Consider the following 16,789-nt stretch of genomic DNA (forward strand, 5'->3'; position numbering starts at 1 on the left):
AAATGTCCATACAAGTTCCGGAAATTACATTGAATGATGGAAACCGCATCCCTGTTATGGGTCTCGGTACATACAAATTGAAAGGGAACCAAGGTGCAGCGTCCATCCAGCACGCCATCAATAACGGTTACCGTTTGATTGATTCAGCCTACAATTATGAAAATGAAGGGACAGTGGGAGAAGCGGTCCGCCGCACCTCCGTCCCGCGTGAACAGTTGAAGATCACTTCCAAGCTCCCAGGCAGATACCATGGATATGATGACGCGGTCACCACCATCCAGGAATCACTTTACAGGGCAAACCTTGATTATTATGATTTATATATCATTCACTGGCCAAACCCTAAGAGGGAGCAATACGTAGATGCCTGGCAGGCGTTAATCGATGCGAAGAAATGGGGTCTGGTCCGCTCAATCGGCGTCAGCAACTTCCTGCCGGAGCACCTTAAACGCCTGGAAGAAGAAACCGGGGTCATGCCAAGCATCAATCAGATTGAACTTCATCCTTTCTTCAATCAGGAGGAACAGCGAAAGTGGCACGAGGAAAATGGTATCGTGACAGAGTCATGGAGCCCCCTTTATCGTGCTTCAGAGGTATTCCAAAACGAAACTTTAAAAGAACTCGCTTTGAAATATGATAAAAGTATTTCCCAGGTGGTTCTGCGGTGGCACTATCAACTGGGAGCCGTATCGATTCCCAAGTCATCCTCCCCTGCACGGCAGCTGGAGAACCTGTCCATCTTCGACTTTTCATTAGAAAAAGAAGACATGGAGACAATTGCGGGGCTTTCCAGGGAAGATGGCCGGCTCAACGACCAGGATCCTGCTGTTTATGAAGAATTTTAAGAGGTAACTACGAAAAGACTTGCCAGATTTGGTGAGTCTTTAGTTTATTTTGAAGAGACTTTTTACTGCAGTGTATCTCATTTTGACTGCTTCTGGTTCTTGCATGTTTTTCTTCAAGAGCTAATAGAATGACTCTTTTTGGAACAGAATAGATTATAGAAGTAAAGGGGAGTGATATTCATGGGTTACCCAACAAAGGAAGATATTAATAAAGTTGATAACCTTCTGACCGATATGAGGCTGGAAAACTTTGTTCATGAAGATTTCCTAACTCCCCAATGGTGGTTCTTATTAAGCTTGTTGGTATTGCCCTGGATTGTCTGGTGGTTCCTTGTAGATAAATCAAGGATTAAACAAATTTGGCTTTTTGGTGTATTATTATCAATCCTTATCATTTATTTGGATGATATCGGCAGTGAATTGGATTTGTGGAATTACCCAATTAAACTAGTTAACATTGTTCCCCGGCTTAACCCGATAGATATAAGCGTCCTTCCAGTTATGCACATGCTGATATATCAATATTTCACAAGATGGAAACCGTTCATTGCTGCTAATTTGATTATGTCACTTTTTAATTCCTACATAGCTGAACCATTCTTTGTCAAAATCAATATTTACGAACTGACCAACTGGGAATATTCCTATTCAGTACCAATCTATATTCTCAAAGCAATTCTCATAAAGGCACTACTTGAAAAGGTTTTGCAAAAAAGCAAAAGATAAATGCTTATAGATAACAATTTCTGAAGTGTTCCATCTCTGACTTGAATACAAAAAGGCTCGTCAACTTGACGAGTCTTCTTGTTCTATAATCATCATTCCAACCGGAAATCCAACATGCTTCTTCCCTTCAATTCATTACCTTTTTTCCACAGGAACTCAACGGCAAATTGCTGATCAATCGTTTCTTCATCAACTTCCATATCAAAAGGAGTATTCTCCCTATCCAGCCTTTTCGTTTTTATCACTTCATAGTTTTCTGTATTGATTTGAAGTAAATTTATTTCGTCAGGTTTCGGATTCATCGTATGCCAATCGATCGATATCTTGTCACCTATTTCAACATCGGCTGAATGCATTTCAGGGTGGTTATACAGATTGTTGTTTTCACAATTGTTCCAGCAGACTTCGGTATAACTAAAGTCAATATTCATACCATTAAGTCCTGTATCTCCCTTTTGTATCGAGGGCATTTCCATAATGGTGAAATCAGGGAGATCACCAGACTCATCAAAGGTTTGCTCGGGTCTTTCTTTGATTAATATGTTCCCGGCATACTGCGCTTCGTTCGTGGAATCAATGAAATTAACTTCCAGTACAAAATTCCCCTCCATGTCCGGGAATTGAAATTCTCTGCTATCATTCAATTCGAGGTCGATCTGCTCACCGTTATTCCAAAGGGCAGCCGTTATCGTTGGATCCGTCCAGATATCTCCTCCATTTTCCTCATTCTCTTCAAAGTCCAAAAAACCTTTTTGGTTAGTAAACACTGTAATGGTCTTTTCCTGTGATAAACCATATTCTTCTAAATGATCTTCTTCAATTTCCTTCTTTACATCGCCGCTGGAAGAACTCCAATCAACAGCCGCTTCCGCTAATTGTGTCCGCTGGCTCTGCATCCCCACTTCCACTTGTAAAAATGCAGTGGGAACACCAACATCGTAATCTTCCCCAAAGCACCCGGCCAAGGCTGTAATTAAAAGAATGGCCGCAGCCAGATTGAATAATTTTTTCAAAATAAGACACTCCCTGCTTTATATATCCGAACTTCTCGCAACAACTAATAAATCTTGAGGCTTCATCAGCCTAATCAGCGAGAACCATCATCATTCGTTTATATCCCGAATATATCCGGGAGCTGTACACCCATATCAAACAGCATACTCATAATAAAGAGAAAGAAAAATAAAACTACACATATCAATACGATGATGGATCCCCATGTTCCAACCTTATATTCTTTCTCTTTATAATGGTACTTATTCTTTCTATACAAGCTCTGTACTTTCCTAAGTTTTTGTTTTCTTTCTTGTTTGTCAGGATTCATCCGCATTACCCCTTTCCTGAAGGAGGGTTTCTTCTAGTGAATATTTACTTGCCTAAGCAAATCTCAAATTCAACCCCCGTAGGTTTTTGGAATGGTAATTTGAGTTCTTGAAAGATGAACGTAATGTCTGAAAGATTCTCGGGCAAAGCCGGAGATACAGTATATGTAAAGGAATGATGCGTTCCAGACCCCCCGCCAAAATTATTCCGGCAATCATAGTCAGTCTTTCCACCACTGATGGAGAGGTCAAAATAAGAATGATCCTCAAAATCACGGTGACCTTGTTCTGAGTCTTCTTTGTCCATGGTAAAATGGACAATACTTGCATTTCGGTACTGCCTGACAAAGGTGACGGTATAAAATGTCCCATCTGTTTCAAATGATTTCAAAACAGGGACATTCTTCTGGAAACCTCTAGGTTCAACAACTGGCTTATATACCTCTTCATGAAAAAAATGAGAAAATGTACTATTCAAAAAGTCTTCATAAAAGTTATATTTCTTGGACCACTTCAATATGAGCTCTTTCGTCGGAAAGCCAGAATTGTTATTGGAAATTTCCTTTCGCTTATGAATTAACTGGCAAATCTGCTCATCCACTGCTTCTAATTTATGATCGTAATGATTAGTTGGTGGTTCAAATCGCATCCTTTTCATTGTATCACCCCCTGTATGTTTTGCTGGTCCTATTTTAACATATATTGGTTTTATATCTCCTTCCAGTTTCGCAGAATATACACTTTTGGGTGCTCTGTAAACTGATTAAAAGAGAGGGAAAACAGCTGATGATTTCCCTTTAATTATTTGGAGCTGTATTACACACTAACCCTCCAGATGCTTGGACCAAATCAACTTTGTCTCATTTTCGACGTTGGTTTGGCTGTACCCCTGTTGATCAATGGTTCCTAAAACAAATCCATTGGCAGAGTAGAATCTACATGCAGGTGTATTCACGTTTTGAGTTTCCACCGACAAAGTTTTACAGCCACGTTCCTTGGACCAATGGATTATTGCTTCCAGCAGTTTCCTTCCGATTCCCTTTTTTCTGGCGTCAGGATGAACACGCAAATCCCATAACACGGCCGAGTCTTTTTTGAAGCCTTCCATTTCAGGCGCAGCGGCAGCCCCGCCAACAAGCATACCGTTCTCAACTGCGATGAAAATCCCCCAGGTATCCAGTTCAAACTGGTCTTTCCAATTAAGAGGGTGGCAATCAGGCAATAGATCATAGTCTTTTACGTAAGGAGTGCATGTTTTCTCAACCTGCTGAAGCCCCCCCAACCCATTATCTATGGGGCAAATCTCCAGTACGGTTTTTATTTCATAGGCTATAGAGACTCTTGCGTATTCATTAAGCTTAGAATGACTGACTTGTTCAATATGCATAAAGCCTTCTCCCCCATATCCTTCCCTTTTTCATTATATACTTGTAATTCTTCGTTTCAGTGCTCTGCTTACCATTCAATAATGGATTCTAGTTCATCAATTTTCTATTTATATAAATATACGTAATGGCTAACAAACTCAACATAGCAACAAGAAGAACTGTGCTTTCATAAGCATAATCAATGAAACTATGGATAACCAATCAATCCTAAAGGCAGAAAAAATAATCCTCCTGCCACGTTTCCCAATAATGATTTGTTCTTGATGTTTTTTTCATTGAATCCAGCTAACAACCATGTTTGCTTCTTCACGGCTACCAGGTACGAAACAAGCAAAAGAGCGACGCCAATAGCTAATAAACCGTAATCCACGATCAAAACCTCCCATTACATGATGTAAATAATAATATTTACGAAAATGGATAAAAAAGGTTTCATTATTTAAAGATTAATGAGAATAAACTTGAAAGATACCAGTTCTGAATGGTTGAAAATGTGAGAGAGGCTCTTTGTCGTGGTGGATTCCGGGAACTAGAGAACCTATGGGGTTATTGAGGATTTTTGAGGTTGTCGTTTCTAAAATAAAGACAATCGGTGTCGTCATAGGGGTTCAATGAGGGGGGCGATTATGAAAATTAGACAATCGGTGTGGGCATAGACACTCAATGATGGGGGCGATTCCGAAAAATAGACAATCGATGTGGGTATAGACGCTCAATGACGGGGTCGATTTCGTAAATTAGACGATCGGCGTGGGCATAGACACTCAATGACGGGGGCGATTCCAAAAATTATACAATCGATGTCGTCATAGGGGTTCAATGACGGGGTCGATTCCGTAAATTAGACAATCGGTGTGGGCATAGACGCTCAATGACGGGGTCGATTCCGTAAATTAGACAATCGGTGTGGGCATAGACGCTCAATGATGGGGGCGATTTCGAAAAATAGACAATCGATGTGGGTATAGACGCTCAATGACGGGGTCGATTTCGTAAATTAGACAATCGGTGTGGGCATAGACACTCAATGACGGGGTCGATTCCAAAAATTATACAATCGATGTCGTCATAGGGGTTCAATGACGGGGTCGATTCCGTAAATTAGACAATCGGTGTGGGCATACACGCTCAATGACGGGGGCGATTCAGAAATTAAAACAATCGATTTCGTCATAGAGGTTCAATGAGGTCGATTCCGTAAATTTAACAATCGGTGTGGGCATAGACGCTCAATGACGGGGTCGATTCCGTAAATTAGACAATCGGTGTGGGCATAGACGCTCAATGGTGTAATTGTACTTAGAAGAAAGAGAATCAGGTTTTTTCCTCAAATTCTTAAGAACCCTGCTATGATGATGAATGGAAGAGGGATAATCGGCACTATAACTAAGAAGGCAATGAAAATCCCGCTTTTCTTTCTATTTTTAATGAGATAAATGATGTTTGGAATGAGGAGAACCACAGTAATTTGCGCTATTACCGCTGCCATATCCTGTGTATATGTTTCCTTATCGGCAGTTAAGACTATACCTGATATGAAAACTAGAGTTAAAAATACATACGCTGGCAATAACTTTAAATTGAATTTCAGAAATTTCATTATCATGCTTTCACCTCTCTCTACAAACAGATCAATAACAGGACTTGCCCTTTCCAGGACAAGCCCTTTCAAAATTCCTTATTTCCAATCAACCACCGGTTTATCCAGTTGCGGCGGAATCTTTAATTCTTCAAATGCAGCAACAATAAATTCCCGGCAGAAGTAGTAACTGCGATGAAGAACAATCTTCTCGTTCTCAACCTCTTGATACTGGATGTCATGAATCGCCGGCCCGTTTTCTCCATCATGGAAAACCACGATGACCTTTTTCCCCCATAGCAAATGTTCCTCAGCACGGAAGCCGGGAAGGCCATAACGCATAGAACCCGATTGCATTTCTTCTTTTGAAAATTCCTGAAAGCCCATCGACGCCTCATTATGCGCAGGTTCGCTCATGAGTTCGAGAACCTTATTTACATTGCCCTCATTCAGCGCTTTCAGATAGGACTGGATGACTTTGTTTGTTGTCGTGTTTTCCACAGCGGCACGATCCGATTTTTCCTTCATCGGATTGTCAGATAATCGGGTGTGCATCCTCCTTACGGTAGCATAGACGGCGCCGGGTGTTGTGCGGACCATATCCGCCACTTCCTTTGCTGTAAAAGTAAAGACCTCTTTCAGCAGGAATACAGCTATTTGCCTCGGATTGAATAGTTCCATAAGATATTCTAATGCTTCTTCTGCATCGAAGCTATGCGAGAAATCTTCGACTGGAATATTCTCTTCTTCCAGAGTACCGACAAACCGCTTTTGTTTACGGCAGTGATCAATCCAGGTTGTGGTCGCGATCCTGTAGAGATAAGACTTAGGGTTTGTGGGATGCCAGCGCTGATAAATGCTGCCAAACGCTTTGATGATCGTTTCCTGAAAAAGATCCTCGCCATCCCAAGGAGATCCTGTTAAATACCTGCAATACCTCCATAACTCTCCCTTATATTCATTGATGATCTGATTGAACTCTCCCATTAATTCACGATTCTTTTCTGATAGTGAGACCATATCATTTCCTTGTAATTTATCCATATTTTCCTCCTTTAGTTCACTCACTATGTATAACGAATAAGAAGGGAAGAATTATACCTTTTACTAAAAAAAGATTAATATAATTCCATATGTGATTGTCCTGCAACTTGAAAATGACTTATAAATCAATTTCCATCCGTCTGCTCTTCGTTCTTAAATTCATGGATTCATAGAATTTTATGGCACCCTCATTAAATTCCCACACGCTCAATTCCAAGGAGTCTGCCTTTTCCTTTTGTGCGAACTCGACTATTTTTTCAAAAAAAAGTTTACCCAGACCCCTTCCTCTATAGTTGATGTCCACCCCAAAATCGTCCATATAGATGACCTTCCTATGAACAAGAATCGGTCTCTTTTCTGTGTTTTTAATCGTCAGGATGGTATATGCAACCGTCTGATCTTCCTCAAGTAAGAATACCTTCGTACTTTCGCCATCTATCAAGTTATTAAAATAATTTTTGTCCAACGTGATATCGGCCATTTTATAATGATCTGGCCTTTCCATTGTATGCATTTCATGCACTTGCTTTTGTATTCTATGTACCGCCTCATAATCGTTCTTTACAGCTTCCCTGATGTGTAATTCCACTTTCCTTCCCCCTTGATAACGTATACTGACCATTTTAACATCCATTTCCTTTTTATGGACATAGAAAAAGGTGTCTCATGGATACTCCATATGACACCCTGCTCTCGTTTTACTTTGAAACACTCATTGACGATAGAGGAAAAAGCCATTTTAATAAACAAAACCATTTCTGATTCAAGAAACGGCAGAATCAAGTGATTCACTTCTTTTCCATCACCGCAAAGTAGTTTTCTTCATTGTCTGCGAAGTTAAATACCTGGCCGGACGGCATATTTACGATTTCTCCGACTGTAACATTTTTGGATGATAGGTCTTTGCGCAATTGCTCGAGATTTTCAGTGAAAAACATTAAAGAAGGAGTTCCCAGATTTAACTCAGGTGACATTTTGGAAATAAAGTCCCTGTCGTGGAGGATGATGCTGGTTTCTGCGCTTCCTGATGGAGCGATTTCAATCCATCTCATTCCATGGCTGTTACTCTCTTCAGCTATCACCGTAAAACCTAATTTCTCTGTCCAGAATTTCACTGTTTCATCCTGATCATTGACATACAGCATGATTTGACCGACTTGACTAAACATGCCCTGCTCACTCCTTTAGGAAAACTCACTTCTTTCTATTAGTTCTCTTTTTGAATGGCAAAATCCTTTAGGCACAAACCTATTTAATGGCTGCTTGAACACTGGAATATAATTCCCACTCCAGCATCGTCTTGTTCAGGAGGCCTTTGATATCCCGCAAGCGAACCTCTCCACAATCACTTTTGTTAACCAGATCCAATAGTGCTATGCTGTCCAATAATTTTGCTTTCTGCAGCCACTTCTCAGGTAAGACACCTCCATTAGCAAGATAGCTTACGATAAAGGGTTCTATGAATGAGGACTCTTGGATATTCTCATACCGAAGCATATTCCCGATATCAATCAACGGCGAATTACTGAACGAAAACTCCCAGTCCAATATCCCCGTAATGTTAATGCTGCTTCCTTCTTTTTGAATAAGTATATTCAATGGATTAAAATCGCTATGTATTAAAGAAGATTGATTTCCTATGTCGTCCACTAAATGAGCTTGGCCGGATGTGAATTTCTTAATGCTGCTGATCATCTCTGTCCCTAAATTATCATGCACTGGCCTTTCATTGATAATTTCATTGATAAGATTGAGGAATGCCGGGGACCCTGTTATCTCAAACTTCTGGATATTGAGGTGTTCATCAAAGAAACCTGGAGAGGTAAATCGGATGGAATGCATTTTGGCTAAATGTTTTCCAATTTCACTTCCTGCATTTGATATTGATGATTCATCTCCAGTTAAAAACAGCTCTGATAACTGAAAACCTTTCACCCAATTCAAAATTATAAAAGGATACTGAATATGCGACAGTGTAAAATCATGATAAAGGACGCGGGGCACTGGCAAAATGTTTGCAGCACGTTCCAATACATTCTTTTCGATTTTTGCTTTTGATCCAACGTCATTATAGATACGCAGAACAACCGTCTCTTCATTTTCGAGGATGATTTTTAAATTAGAATTACTGAGGCCGCCGCCAAGAATCTCAATCTTTGCGATCTTTGTTCCTTTAAGAAAATCCTGCAGCATTTTAGTAATTGTATGATAGTCCGGATGAATAAGCGGTTTGCTTCTTTCCCACCCTGTCTTCAATCAGTATCACTCCTTCTTCAGCAGTAAATTATTTCTTAAGGTTTATATAATTTTAAAGCTTCAATAATGGAGGCAGTTAACAGCAATGGCAATTCTCCAGCACTGCCATCAATAAATATCCTTCTTGGCGGTAATTTACCGATGACTGAGACCTTTGCTTCTTCTATATCTCCCTTGAAAAAATGGTAAGCATTCTCTCCATATTGCTTCGTCACCTTTATTGGGGCTCCTTGGAAAGTGAAGGAAGCAACCGAATCTTTGAAGCTCTTGCTCTCTCCATCAATGACAAATTGGTCGTTGCATCCAGGTGAACTAATCCGTACATTCCAGCTGCTCCCAGTCAATCCTTTTCTTCCTCTATCTTTTTCTACTAGTACAACCATCCTGCCCTGGCTGTCCGTTCCCTTAATTCTAACAAAGTAGTCTGGCAGAATCAGAGAAACCATTTTTTGAAAAACTGAATCAAATTCCCTTTTCAGCTCTCCAATATAATTCGTCTTTATATCGATAACTTCAACAGGTCTTGTCATGATCTTGACTGGGTTTTCAGAATAAAACCCTTTTCTCTCCAGACGATCAGATATTCGTGGTGTCATCTCTACCTTCCCGCTGCTCATCCTATAAATGACTACCGCAAATATGATGACTGCGCACAGCACTCCGATCAGGAACCAGCCTGGCATATATCCGCCTCCGTACACACCATCACCCTCCTCTTTTGTATGTGAGTTGACCCAGGAACACCCACTCTCCTGCCAATCCACATCTCCGGCTTCACCCGAATACTATTTCATAAATAAGATAGAACCGGTACAATGCTCCCGCAAATACAATGGCCAAGACAGTAATGAATATGTATCTGAATTTGTAGACCCAATAGTACTTATACTCTTCTGGATTCCGCCACTTCTTCATATCGCTTCTCAGGTGATAGAACAGGATGAATAACAGAGGAGAAACAACAAAGATGATAATGAACAAAAAGAGTGTTTGATTAAAATGAACCATTGCCTCACTGGAAAGAATCGACCTCAGAACCTCTCCTACCGATACCAGAAACAATACAAACAACATGATATTGGAAGTGAATATGTCCGCAGGCTTCTTCCCGTTTTTCATATCTCTCAGTACAAAAAATGGTAGAAGAAATAATAAAAGAAATGCACCTATTAAAAAAAATGTCGTATTACCTGTCATGGAATTCCCTCCTTTCCTTTCTTACGAAAACCCATACAAAAGGTTTCAATTCACTTCCTAAGTAAGGCTGTCATTGAATTTCTGCATCCCCATCATCAAAATGCTTTCACAACGACAGGCTTTCGATCCGTAGAAAAGAGGGAATTAATCTCCCTGCTGTATCGTTCATCCGAGATTTCCATCAGTCCCCATCTTAGAAAGAATTCAGCATTTTCCACTCCCATCACCATTGAAGAAAATTCAGATATATCCATTTTTATTTCCACATCATAAGAACCGTTTTCATTTAACTCGACTATTTTCCCATTTTCAAAGACGGCTGTAAATGGAAAAGAATTCGACGGATAGAAACGATCTTGAATGGAAAATTTCACGGATAGTGCAGCTCGAAAATTGAATTGATGATTCTTCTCTTGAAGGTCTTTGAAGAAGTTGACACTATTGATGATCCTGTACATGACCCCGATGCCTGCATTTGCTGCATGTTTATTATCAGTGGCGGAAGGAAAGTCAACCATGCCCGTTTCGCCGCTTTCTGGAGAGTTTACAAAATGTAAAAGCTCTTCGGAATTAGAGTTTATAATCACACGTTTGATTTGGTCTGACTGGCTGTTCAGAAAGGTTGAAATTTCTCTTATTACCTTTGGGGATTCAAAGAAAAGTTCATGAATATATAAATCTTTTTCTTCGATGCTGTACACAAAATAGCCTTTCACTTCTCCCTCGTCAACATAACCAATCACCCTCCCAAACCAAAATGGCCTGTTCAATTCCCTTTCAAAAGGGAATCTTTTCGTCATTCCATGTGTTCGGGAGTAGACCCTATTGTAACAATCCAGAACCCTTTCTCTGTCTTCAACACCTAATTCAACCAAGTGGCGCTTTTCTTTGTAATCAGGAAATTCACCTGGATTTATGTAAAATTGATAATTCCTAGTCCCGATCCCAAACCCCATTTTCTTATAAAAACCCACTTTAAATGGGTACAGCATGGCAAGATTGGTATCTGCTTCTTCATTCATCCGAAGAAAATGCTGCAGCAGTTGATAAGCACTTCTTTCTCTTTTATGCAGCATATCAACGGCCAGCATACCGACTCCGCCGGCATTGATCGGGGTAGAATGATAATTCACTTCAAAATCAAACGTTCTCATTCCCGCTATCACTTCTTCGCCTTTGAACACACCAAATAAATGCTCCCTGGTTGTTTCTTCAATGTGTTTTTCCAGCCATTTTTCAGCATTCAAACCTTGAAATGCTGAATTGGCTAGCTTGCTAAACTTCTCGTAATCGTTCCCGGCTATCTTTCTGATTTGTTTCTCCATCCAATTCCCCCTATACCAAAACTGCTTACTGATAACTTTTTTAAGTTTTCTTCATCTAATCACATTAACATAATTTTCCGTGGATTTCTTTATTTACAGAATAAAAAAGCCGCCTTATATGGCAGCCTAATCAGGATTTTCCTCGTAACATCTCCGCTAGTCATTTTTCATAACCGCAAAATACCCTACGCAATTATCTGTATATTTAAAACACTTGTCCAGATGGCCTATGTACACTCTCTTCTTTGGTTAGATGACTAGTTGATACTCAGTAATTTAACGTTTAGATAAATTCCAAAATCTTAATATCCACCATATCAATTGTGCCGATTATCTCTTTTAGATCCCATAACATTATTTTGGAAGTCTCATTATTCTCTATAAACGGCTGGAGCTTACTTGTTATTGAAGAGTATACGGGGTTATATCTAATTTCTTCATCCTCAGTTTTCTTGGTCTTTAATAGCCCTCTGAATTTCAGGTCTGTTACAATTTGTCCCGTTTCTTCATAGAGTTCCCTGATTGCACATTCCTTCGGGGTTTCATTGTTTTCTCTGCCTCCAGCTGGTAATTCCCATTGTTTTCGCCACACGTTATAACACATTAAATACTTGCCATCACACTTTAGCACAGCAAATGAACCCGCGAGTGGATGGTAACTTAGCAGTTCTTCTTCTTGTATACTAATAAACTCAATGAATTCTGATCCATTACTCTTAAGTATATTCAATTTACTCCCTCACCTTAAAATTATGGCATCAATTGACTCACCCAATGAATATTTTAAATAAGATTAATTTTTTTCTATCCTGGAAGAATTGAAACATTGATCAAACTGATATCCTGCCTGTAAGCCAGCCCTCAATATAATCTTGTAAAGAGGATGCTACCCAAATTCGACTATCATCCTCGTGATTCCAAACGTATATATCGGTTTTTTCAATCGTTCCATTTTTGGTTATAGCATAACAAAATAAATCACCATTGCCTGCATCTGAGAAAAACAAGAGGTTATCAAAAGGCATATAGAGGTCCTGGTATTCTTCAAAGTTCCTAAAAAACAGATTATCTTCTAACACTTGCTTCGCTGACCAGATCAAAGGACAATGATAATAATCGAAAATCCCATTTGTTTCACTAAATAAACCAACTAGTTCCTTTGTCAATTCAACATTTAACTCTACTTGCAATTGAGTAACATCTGTTTTTGAAGCTGGATTTCCAAAGTGATATTCATTTGAAATGGCAGTGACAAATTCTTTCCACATCGTTCATTTCTCCATTTTATTTTTTGTAAGGCTTTTTATAAATTTTGTTGCTATTTAATATGGTTTCAAATAATAACTTGGTAAATCTCTTTAAATATTCCGGTAAGCAGGTAAGAAAAGAACTGCTCTTTCTTTTCGAGAGGAACACCTTGCAATCAGGGGAAAAATCCGGCACTTGGGCTTTTTCCAAAAGCAACTATATGCGAAAACAGCTTTTTGTAAAATAAGTTTGAAATATAATTTTTTACATTTTCTTAAGTTCACGATTCTTAGCGCGGTTGAAGGCCAGGATGAATGCAGATACAACACTCCACAATATATATTTCACTAATCCGTCCACAAAGAAATCAATGGCTGCCAAACAAATGATTAAAGCAAGGACGCTTGCTGAAACACGAAACACTACTTTCATATATGTAACCCACTTTCCGGGATTTTCAAAATAGGCTATCTGGTTATGTATTTTTGATGTATTAACAGTCCCAGGAAACTAAAAGTTCCCGCATTTATCAGTTGGATAAAGGGAATGATCTCCCCATTGCCCGCAAGTATGCCCCAGGAAAATGACAGCAAAAAATAAAAGCTTGTCAAAATCAATACATTCCTTAGCTTATTCAATGATTTGTTCATTCTTCCAAACCACGATATTTAATAATAATGAAGTCGTTTAAACTGGTCCATCACCGAAGAAATCATAAGCGATTTTGTTCATTTCTATGGGTTTTTCAATAACTGTCCAATGACCGCAATTTTCTATTTTCATTAAACGTGCATCAGGAACAAGATCTGTCAGCAGTTCCTTTATTTTCGCCGGAGTTAAAATATCATGGTCTCCCTGCACTGTTAAAATAGGGATCGAGGATAACCTTTGTAATGCAGGAGTTAAATCATAATGATTGTTGATATCCGTTCCAATTCGATCGTTGACAACTTTATTTACAGGTGTTTGAACTTTATTCTGCAAAGCATCTTTTGAATAAACATAATAAGGATCTAGGATTTTCAGCATTGCTTCCATACTTGCTTTTCCTTTTTTTATTTTTTCATCGACGAGGAAAAGCTTTATTTTGTCCACCAGCTTCATTCTGGAAAGTAACTGCTTTTGAAATTCTATATATCCTTTGGAATCCACTCCTATTGCAGCAGTTAACAATAGTTTATTTACATTTTTCGGGTGGGCAGCGGCATAAAGTAAGGCAAGTATTGAACCCCAGGACTCCCCAAACAGGTTCAGCTTTTCTAACTGAAGCTCTTGCCTGAGCATTTCCAAAGTGGCGACTTCATCCTGCATGGAATACGCGTTGTCTCTTAAACTTCCTGACCTGCCGCACCCATTCTGGTCATATAAAACAAGTTTATAATGTTGTGATAATGGCAGGACATGGGGCAGGAAGAACTGATGGCTGCTGCCAGGTCCCCCGTGAAGAAAGATGATTGCTTCTCCTTCTCCTATTGTTTTTACAAATATTCTTCTATCCTTCAACTGAAGAATAACCTCGCTGCCTTTATCCAATGTGATTCTTCCTCATCCCTTTCTTGTTTCCCATTAAAATAAACCCCATCAAATACATAATACTCGTTACACCAAACAGAGCAAACACACCAGGTGTTAAGACTAAATAAAGACTGAGTGGCAATGACCATATAAACGACAGGAACAGCCACTTTGGTTTCCTTTTGATTGAAGCCGCGATGGCTAGAGCGCCTGGAAGACACAGCATAAAGAAAGTGATGAACATTGGTCCAATATCCGTGACAGTTGAATAGGGGTTATGAAAGCTGAAGAGCAGCCATAAAGCTAAGCTGGCAATTCCGCTGCTCATTCCAAGAATCATCGCTGTCCTTTTAATTGTAATCCCCCCTCCTTGTTTCGAGTGCCAGCTGGATCACTTTTTCAAACCAGAACTTATTTAACCGCCGCCTCCATTTGTATAGTTGTTATCCCCCATCGTGTAGTTCGAACTGTCACCAGGTTTGTTGTTGGGGTCGGTTGGAATAGGAGGATTATTGTTATTTTTCCTTCGTCTCCAATCAATGAATAAAGAGAATAATATTATCCCTCCAATTAATACCACAAACCACCACATAAGCGAATCCCTCCTAATATTGGTGTTGGTCATCCCTTTTTCCATTCATTTACTTTATACCAATTATTCCAAAATTCACTGATCCTTACAATATATATATGTAAAAAAAGCGCGGTGAGTAATCAGCGCGCTCCTTTTGTATGGCTATGATTTAGTAAAATAGTGTATGGGGAAACATAATCAGCTTAAGCAGCCAATCCCTCTACCTAACCTCTTGCCTTTCGGAAAACCTCGTATACGTTGAGTGCAGCACTTGCCATAAACGCAATGATCACCCCACTGGTAATCCACGTTTCCATTTGTTTAGCAGATGTGGAAAACAAATCACTCATATACACTAGGAAGTCCTGGTTAAATAAATCAGGATTGAGTAAGATGATAATGAAAACCAGGGTGGAGAGAAGCTCGAAAGCCGCATTAGCGGCCGCCATTTGTTTGGTCCATTGCCCTTTGATCAATTTGTACAGAGCGAATCCTGCTTCCAGGGCAATGATTGCGATAACGATCGGCCAATATCCCATTAGGATGTCCTGATTCAAGGCGGGAATCACAAATTCCAGGCCATCTCTGCCACCTTCATATACACCTGCCAGGTGGTCCGCATTGAAATAAAGTGTTGCCCAAATGGCTGTCCATAGGAGACTTCCAAATACGTCGAACTTGCTGATTGCTTTTTTCTTTGGGATATAGGGGATGCTTTTCAGATCATCAGGTGTCCATTTTGTCAGGCTTGCTGATAATGGCAGCGGTTCTTTTTCTTTATCCATTCTTTCAATTATAGCGAACACAATGGTTAACCAGAAGAATACCTGGATTCCGACTTCAATGACGTTCCATATTCCTTTACCCATGATCGTCAAAACAACATTAATTACAGCTTCATCCCCGCTGTATCCAATAAAGTACTCAGCCGCCATAGAGATCACGGCAATAACAGCCGCAATCGGCAATATCATTTTTAATAACGACACATATACATCGAAGTAGCGCGGACCGATGAGATGCATCGGCTGATCACGGTACCCATTCGCTAGTGCTGCCGGGCTTCCCAGCTTTGCAAGGACTTCTTTAACATCCTGCTCGCTGTAATCTTCAGGAAGCGCGTCCTCAATGGTAGAACGAAGCTCGAGCGCTATATCCGCGCGGCTTTTTTCCGGAAGCCTCCGGGTGACTTCTTGAATATATACCTCAATCAAGTTCATCTTCTTCATCCCCTTTTAACAAACCATAAAGTTCCTTCGAATTCTTGATCCATTCCTGTTTCAATTGTACAAACACTTCCATCCCATAATCACTTAGAACATAATACTTGCGCGGCCGGCTTTCAGTGGTATCCCAGCTGCTCGTAACCAATTCTTGTTTTTCCAGACGGCGGAGCAGCGGATACAAAGTGCTTTGATCGATGGTTATACCCGAGTGCTCCAGTAACTGGACGAGGGAATATCCATACTGTGGGGATCTCAATTGGCTCAAGACCGCCAATGTCAATGTTCCTCTCCTCAGCTCTGTCGTTAATGAATTCATTAAATTACTCATTCAGCCACCTCAACTTTATACACTATATGTCATACACTATATGGTTTATACTATGTATCATACACTATTGTTGATACACTAACAATAGCCTCTTTTTATAAGGCTCTTTCGTAAACTCCTTGCTATTCTATATGAATTCAAGTGATGTCAATGTAAATCGCCGTATCAATGCCAGGTAAGCAGGTACGAAAAAAGCTTTATTGAGAGTAAAACCTT

Annotated in this window: 23 protein-coding genes; 2 read left to right on the forward strand and 21 right to left on the reverse strand. The window is 39.8% G+C overall.

Going from position 1 to position 16,789, the window contains the following annotated elements:
- Positions 1-2: 2 nt before the first annotated feature.
- A complete protein-coding gene (locus D3H55_RS20380) occupies positions 3-845 on the forward strand; it encodes an aldo/keto reductase (protein ID WP_119549145.1) in 843 nt (280 codons plus the stop codon).
- Between the two features lie 180 nt (positions 846-1,025).
- The gene (locus D3H55_RS20385; RefSeq protein ID WP_119549146.1) at positions 1,026-1,571 is read left to right on the forward strand and encodes a CBO0543 family protein; all 546 of its coding nucleotides are present in this window, start codon (positions 1,026-1,028) and stop codon (positions 1,569-1,571) included.
- Between the two features lie 92 nt (positions 1,572-1,663).
- Here the strand turns inward: D3H55_RS20385 and D3H55_RS24760 are convergent, their stop codons facing one another.
- From D3H55_RS24760 to D3H55_RS20480, 21 genes are all read right to left on the reverse strand, one after another.
- Complete coding sequence (locus D3H55_RS24760) at positions 1,664-2,584, reverse strand: hypothetical protein (protein WP_205685515.1); 921 nt, start codon at positions 2,582-2,584, stop codon at positions 1,664-1,666.
- A 98-nt stretch (positions 2,585-2,682) separates the two neighbouring features.
- Positions 2,683-2,895 (reverse strand): small membrane protein YnzI, encoded by a 213-nt coding sequence (gene ynzI / locus D3H55_RS20395; RefSeq protein ID WP_119549147.1) that lies wholly within the window; start codon positions 2,893-2,895, stop codon positions 2,683-2,685.
- 44 nt (positions 2,896-2,939) lie between these two features.
- Positions 2,940-3,551 (reverse strand): hypothetical protein, encoded by a 612-nt coding sequence (locus D3H55_RS20400; RefSeq protein ID WP_119549148.1) that lies wholly within the window; start codon positions 3,549-3,551, stop codon positions 2,940-2,942.
- Between the two features lie 165 nt (positions 3,552-3,716).
- Positions 3,717-4,280, reverse strand: a complete 564-nt coding sequence (locus tag D3H55_RS20405) for a GNAT family N-acetyltransferase (protein ID WP_119549149.1) — start codon at positions 4,278-4,280, stop codon at positions 3,717-3,719.
- A gap of 188 nt (positions 4,281-4,468) precedes the next feature.
- Entirely contained in the window at positions 4,469-4,651 is a 183-nt protein-coding gene (locus D3H55_RS25055; RefSeq protein WP_240628715.1) for a DUF3784 domain-containing protein, read from the reverse strand.
- Positions 4,652-5,608: 957 nt separating this feature from the next.
- The gene (locus D3H55_RS20415) at positions 5,609-5,953 is read right to left on the reverse strand and encodes a hypothetical protein (protein ID WP_119549150.1); all 345 of its coding nucleotides are present in this window, start codon (positions 5,951-5,953) and stop codon (positions 5,609-5,611) included.
- Positions 5,954-5,959: 6 nt separating this feature from the next.
- On the reverse strand, positions 5,960-6,904 hold the full coding sequence (locus D3H55_RS20420; protein ID WP_240628718.1) for an RNA polymerase sigma factor: 945 nt from the start codon (positions 6,902-6,904) through the stop codon (positions 5,960-5,962).
- A gap of 118 nt (positions 6,905-7,022) precedes the next feature.
- Positions 7,023-7,493 carry a GNAT family N-acetyltransferase gene (locus D3H55_RS20425; RefSeq protein ID WP_240628720.1) on the reverse strand — a complete coding sequence of 157 codons (471 nt, stop codon included), beginning with the start codon at positions 7,491-7,493 and terminating at the stop codon, positions 7,023-7,025.
- Between the two features lie 199 nt (positions 7,494-7,692).
- Positions 7,693-8,073, reverse strand: coding sequence for a VOC family protein (locus D3H55_RS20430; protein ID WP_119549152.1), 381 nt, complete (start codon positions 8,071-8,073; stop codon positions 7,693-7,695).
- A gap of 79 nt (positions 8,074-8,152) precedes the next feature.
- Positions 8,153-9,160, reverse strand: coding sequence for a phosphotransferase family protein (locus D3H55_RS20435; protein WP_119549153.1), 1,008 nt, complete (start codon positions 9,158-9,160; stop codon positions 8,153-8,155).
- Positions 9,161-9,195: 35 nt separating this feature from the next.
- A complete protein-coding gene (locus tag D3H55_RS20440; protein WP_119549154.1) occupies positions 9,196-9,861 on the reverse strand; it encodes a tubby C-terminal domain-like protein in 666 nt (221 codons plus the stop codon).
- A 73-nt stretch (positions 9,862-9,934) separates the two neighbouring features.
- Complete coding sequence (locus D3H55_RS20445) at positions 9,935-10,357, reverse strand: hypothetical protein (protein ID WP_119549155.1); 423 nt, start codon at positions 10,355-10,357, stop codon at positions 9,935-9,937.
- Positions 10,358-10,452: 95 nt separating this feature from the next.
- Positions 10,453-11,682, reverse strand: coding sequence for a GNAT family N-acetyltransferase (locus tag D3H55_RS20450; protein WP_119549156.1), 1,230 nt, complete (start codon positions 11,680-11,682; stop codon positions 10,453-10,455).
- Between the two features lie 283 nt (positions 11,683-11,965).
- Complete coding sequence (locus D3H55_RS20455) at positions 11,966-12,412, reverse strand: NUDIX hydrolase (RefSeq protein ID WP_119549157.1); 447 nt, start codon at positions 12,410-12,412, stop codon at positions 11,966-11,968.
- A gap of 100 nt (positions 12,413-12,512) precedes the next feature.
- The gene (locus D3H55_RS20460; RefSeq protein WP_119549158.1) at positions 12,513-12,950 is read right to left on the reverse strand and encodes an SMI1/KNR4 family protein; all 438 of its coding nucleotides are present in this window, start codon (positions 12,948-12,950) and stop codon (positions 12,513-12,515) included.
- Between the two features lie 244 nt (positions 12,951-13,194).
- Entirely contained in the window at positions 13,195-13,362 is a 168-nt protein-coding gene (locus D3H55_RS24550) for a hypothetical protein (protein WP_168413190.1), read from the reverse strand.
- 255 nt (positions 13,363-13,617) lie between these two features.
- Positions 13,618-14,463 carry an alpha/beta fold hydrolase gene (locus D3H55_RS20465; protein WP_119549159.1) on the reverse strand — a complete coding sequence of 282 codons (846 nt, stop codon included), beginning with the start codon at positions 14,461-14,463 and terminating at the stop codon, positions 13,618-13,620.
- Positions 14,456-14,785, reverse strand: coding sequence for a hypothetical protein (locus tag D3H55_RS20470; protein WP_119549160.1), 330 nt, complete (start codon positions 14,783-14,785; stop codon positions 14,456-14,458). Before D3H55_RS20470 ends, D3H55_RS20465 begins: the two co-directional genes overlap by 8 nt.
- A gap of 75 nt (positions 14,786-14,860) precedes the next feature.
- Complete coding sequence (locus D3H55_RS24555) at positions 14,861-15,037, reverse strand: hypothetical protein (protein ID WP_168413191.1); 177 nt, start codon at positions 15,035-15,037, stop codon at positions 14,861-14,863.
- Positions 15,038-15,243: 206 nt separating this feature from the next.
- Positions 15,244-16,239 carry an HAAS signaling domain-containing protein gene (locus D3H55_RS20475; protein ID WP_119549161.1) on the reverse strand — a complete coding sequence of 332 codons (996 nt, stop codon included), beginning with the start codon at positions 16,237-16,239 and terminating at the stop codon, positions 15,244-15,246.
- A complete protein-coding gene (locus D3H55_RS20480; RefSeq protein ID WP_119549162.1) occupies positions 16,226-16,573 on the reverse strand; it encodes a PadR family transcriptional regulator in 348 nt (115 codons plus the stop codon). Before D3H55_RS20480 ends, D3H55_RS20475 begins: the two co-directional genes overlap by 14 nt.
- Positions 16,574-16,789: the final 216 nt, after the last annotated feature.

Origin of the sequence: Bacillus salacetis (assembly GCF_003581585.1) — a bacterium.
Taxonomy (GTDB): Bacteria; Bacillota; Bacilli; order Bacillales; family Bacillaceae_B; genus Rossellomorea; species Rossellomorea salacetis.

Coding starts and splice junctions, on each gene's coding strand:
- D3H55_RS20420 (WP_240628718.1), bottom strand. CDS start 6,904: ATGGATAAATTACAAGGAAATGATATGGTCTCACTATCAGAAAAGAAT.
- D3H55_RS20380 (WP_119549145.1), top strand. CDS start 3: ATGTCCATACAAGTTCCGGAAATTACATTGAATGATGGAAACCGCATC.
- ynzI (WP_119549147.1), bottom strand. CDS start 2,895: ATGAATCCTGACAAACAAGAAAGAAAACAAAAACTTAGGAAAGTACAG.
- D3H55_RS20430 (WP_119549152.1), bottom strand. CDS start 8,073: ATGTTTAGTCAAGTCGGTCAAATCATGCTGTATGTCAATGATCAGGAT.
- D3H55_RS24550 (WP_168413190.1), bottom strand. CDS start 13,362: ATGAAAGTAGTGTTTCGTGTTTCAGCAAGCGTCCTTGCTTTAATCATT.
- D3H55_RS20450 (WP_119549156.1), bottom strand. CDS start 11,682: ATGGAGAAACAAATCAGAAAGATAGCCGGGAACGATTACGAGAAGTTT.
- D3H55_RS20385 (WP_119549146.1), top strand. CDS start 1,026: ATGGGTTACCCAACAAAGGAAGATATTAATAAAGTTGATAACCTTCTG.
- D3H55_RS20400 (WP_119549148.1), bottom strand. CDS start 3,551: ATGAAAAGGATGCGATTTGAACCACCAACTAATCATTACGATCATAAA.
- D3H55_RS20470 (WP_119549160.1), bottom strand. CDS start 14,785: ATGATTCTTGGAATGAGCAGCGGAATTGCCAGCTTAGCTTTATGGCTG.
- D3H55_RS20460 (WP_119549158.1), bottom strand. CDS start 12,950: ATGTGGAAAGAATTTGTCACTGCCATTTCAAATGAATATCACTTTGGA.
- D3H55_RS24555 (WP_168413191.1), bottom strand. CDS start 15,037: ATGTGGTGGTTTGTGGTATTAATTGGAGGGATAATATTATTCTCTTTA.
- D3H55_RS20445 (WP_119549155.1), bottom strand. CDS start 10,357: ATGACAGGTAATACGACATTTTTTTTAATAGGTGCATTTCTTTTATTA.
- D3H55_RS20475 (WP_119549161.1), bottom strand. CDS start 16,239: ATGAACTTGATTGAGGTATATATTCAAGAAGTCACCCGGAGGCTTCCG.
- D3H55_RS20405 (WP_119549149.1), bottom strand. CDS start 4,280: ATGCATATTGAACAAGTCAGTCATTCTAAGCTTAATGAATACGCAAGA.
- D3H55_RS20480 (WP_119549162.1), bottom strand. CDS start 16,573: ATGAGTAATTTAATGAATTCATTAACGACAGAGCTGAGGAGAGGAACA.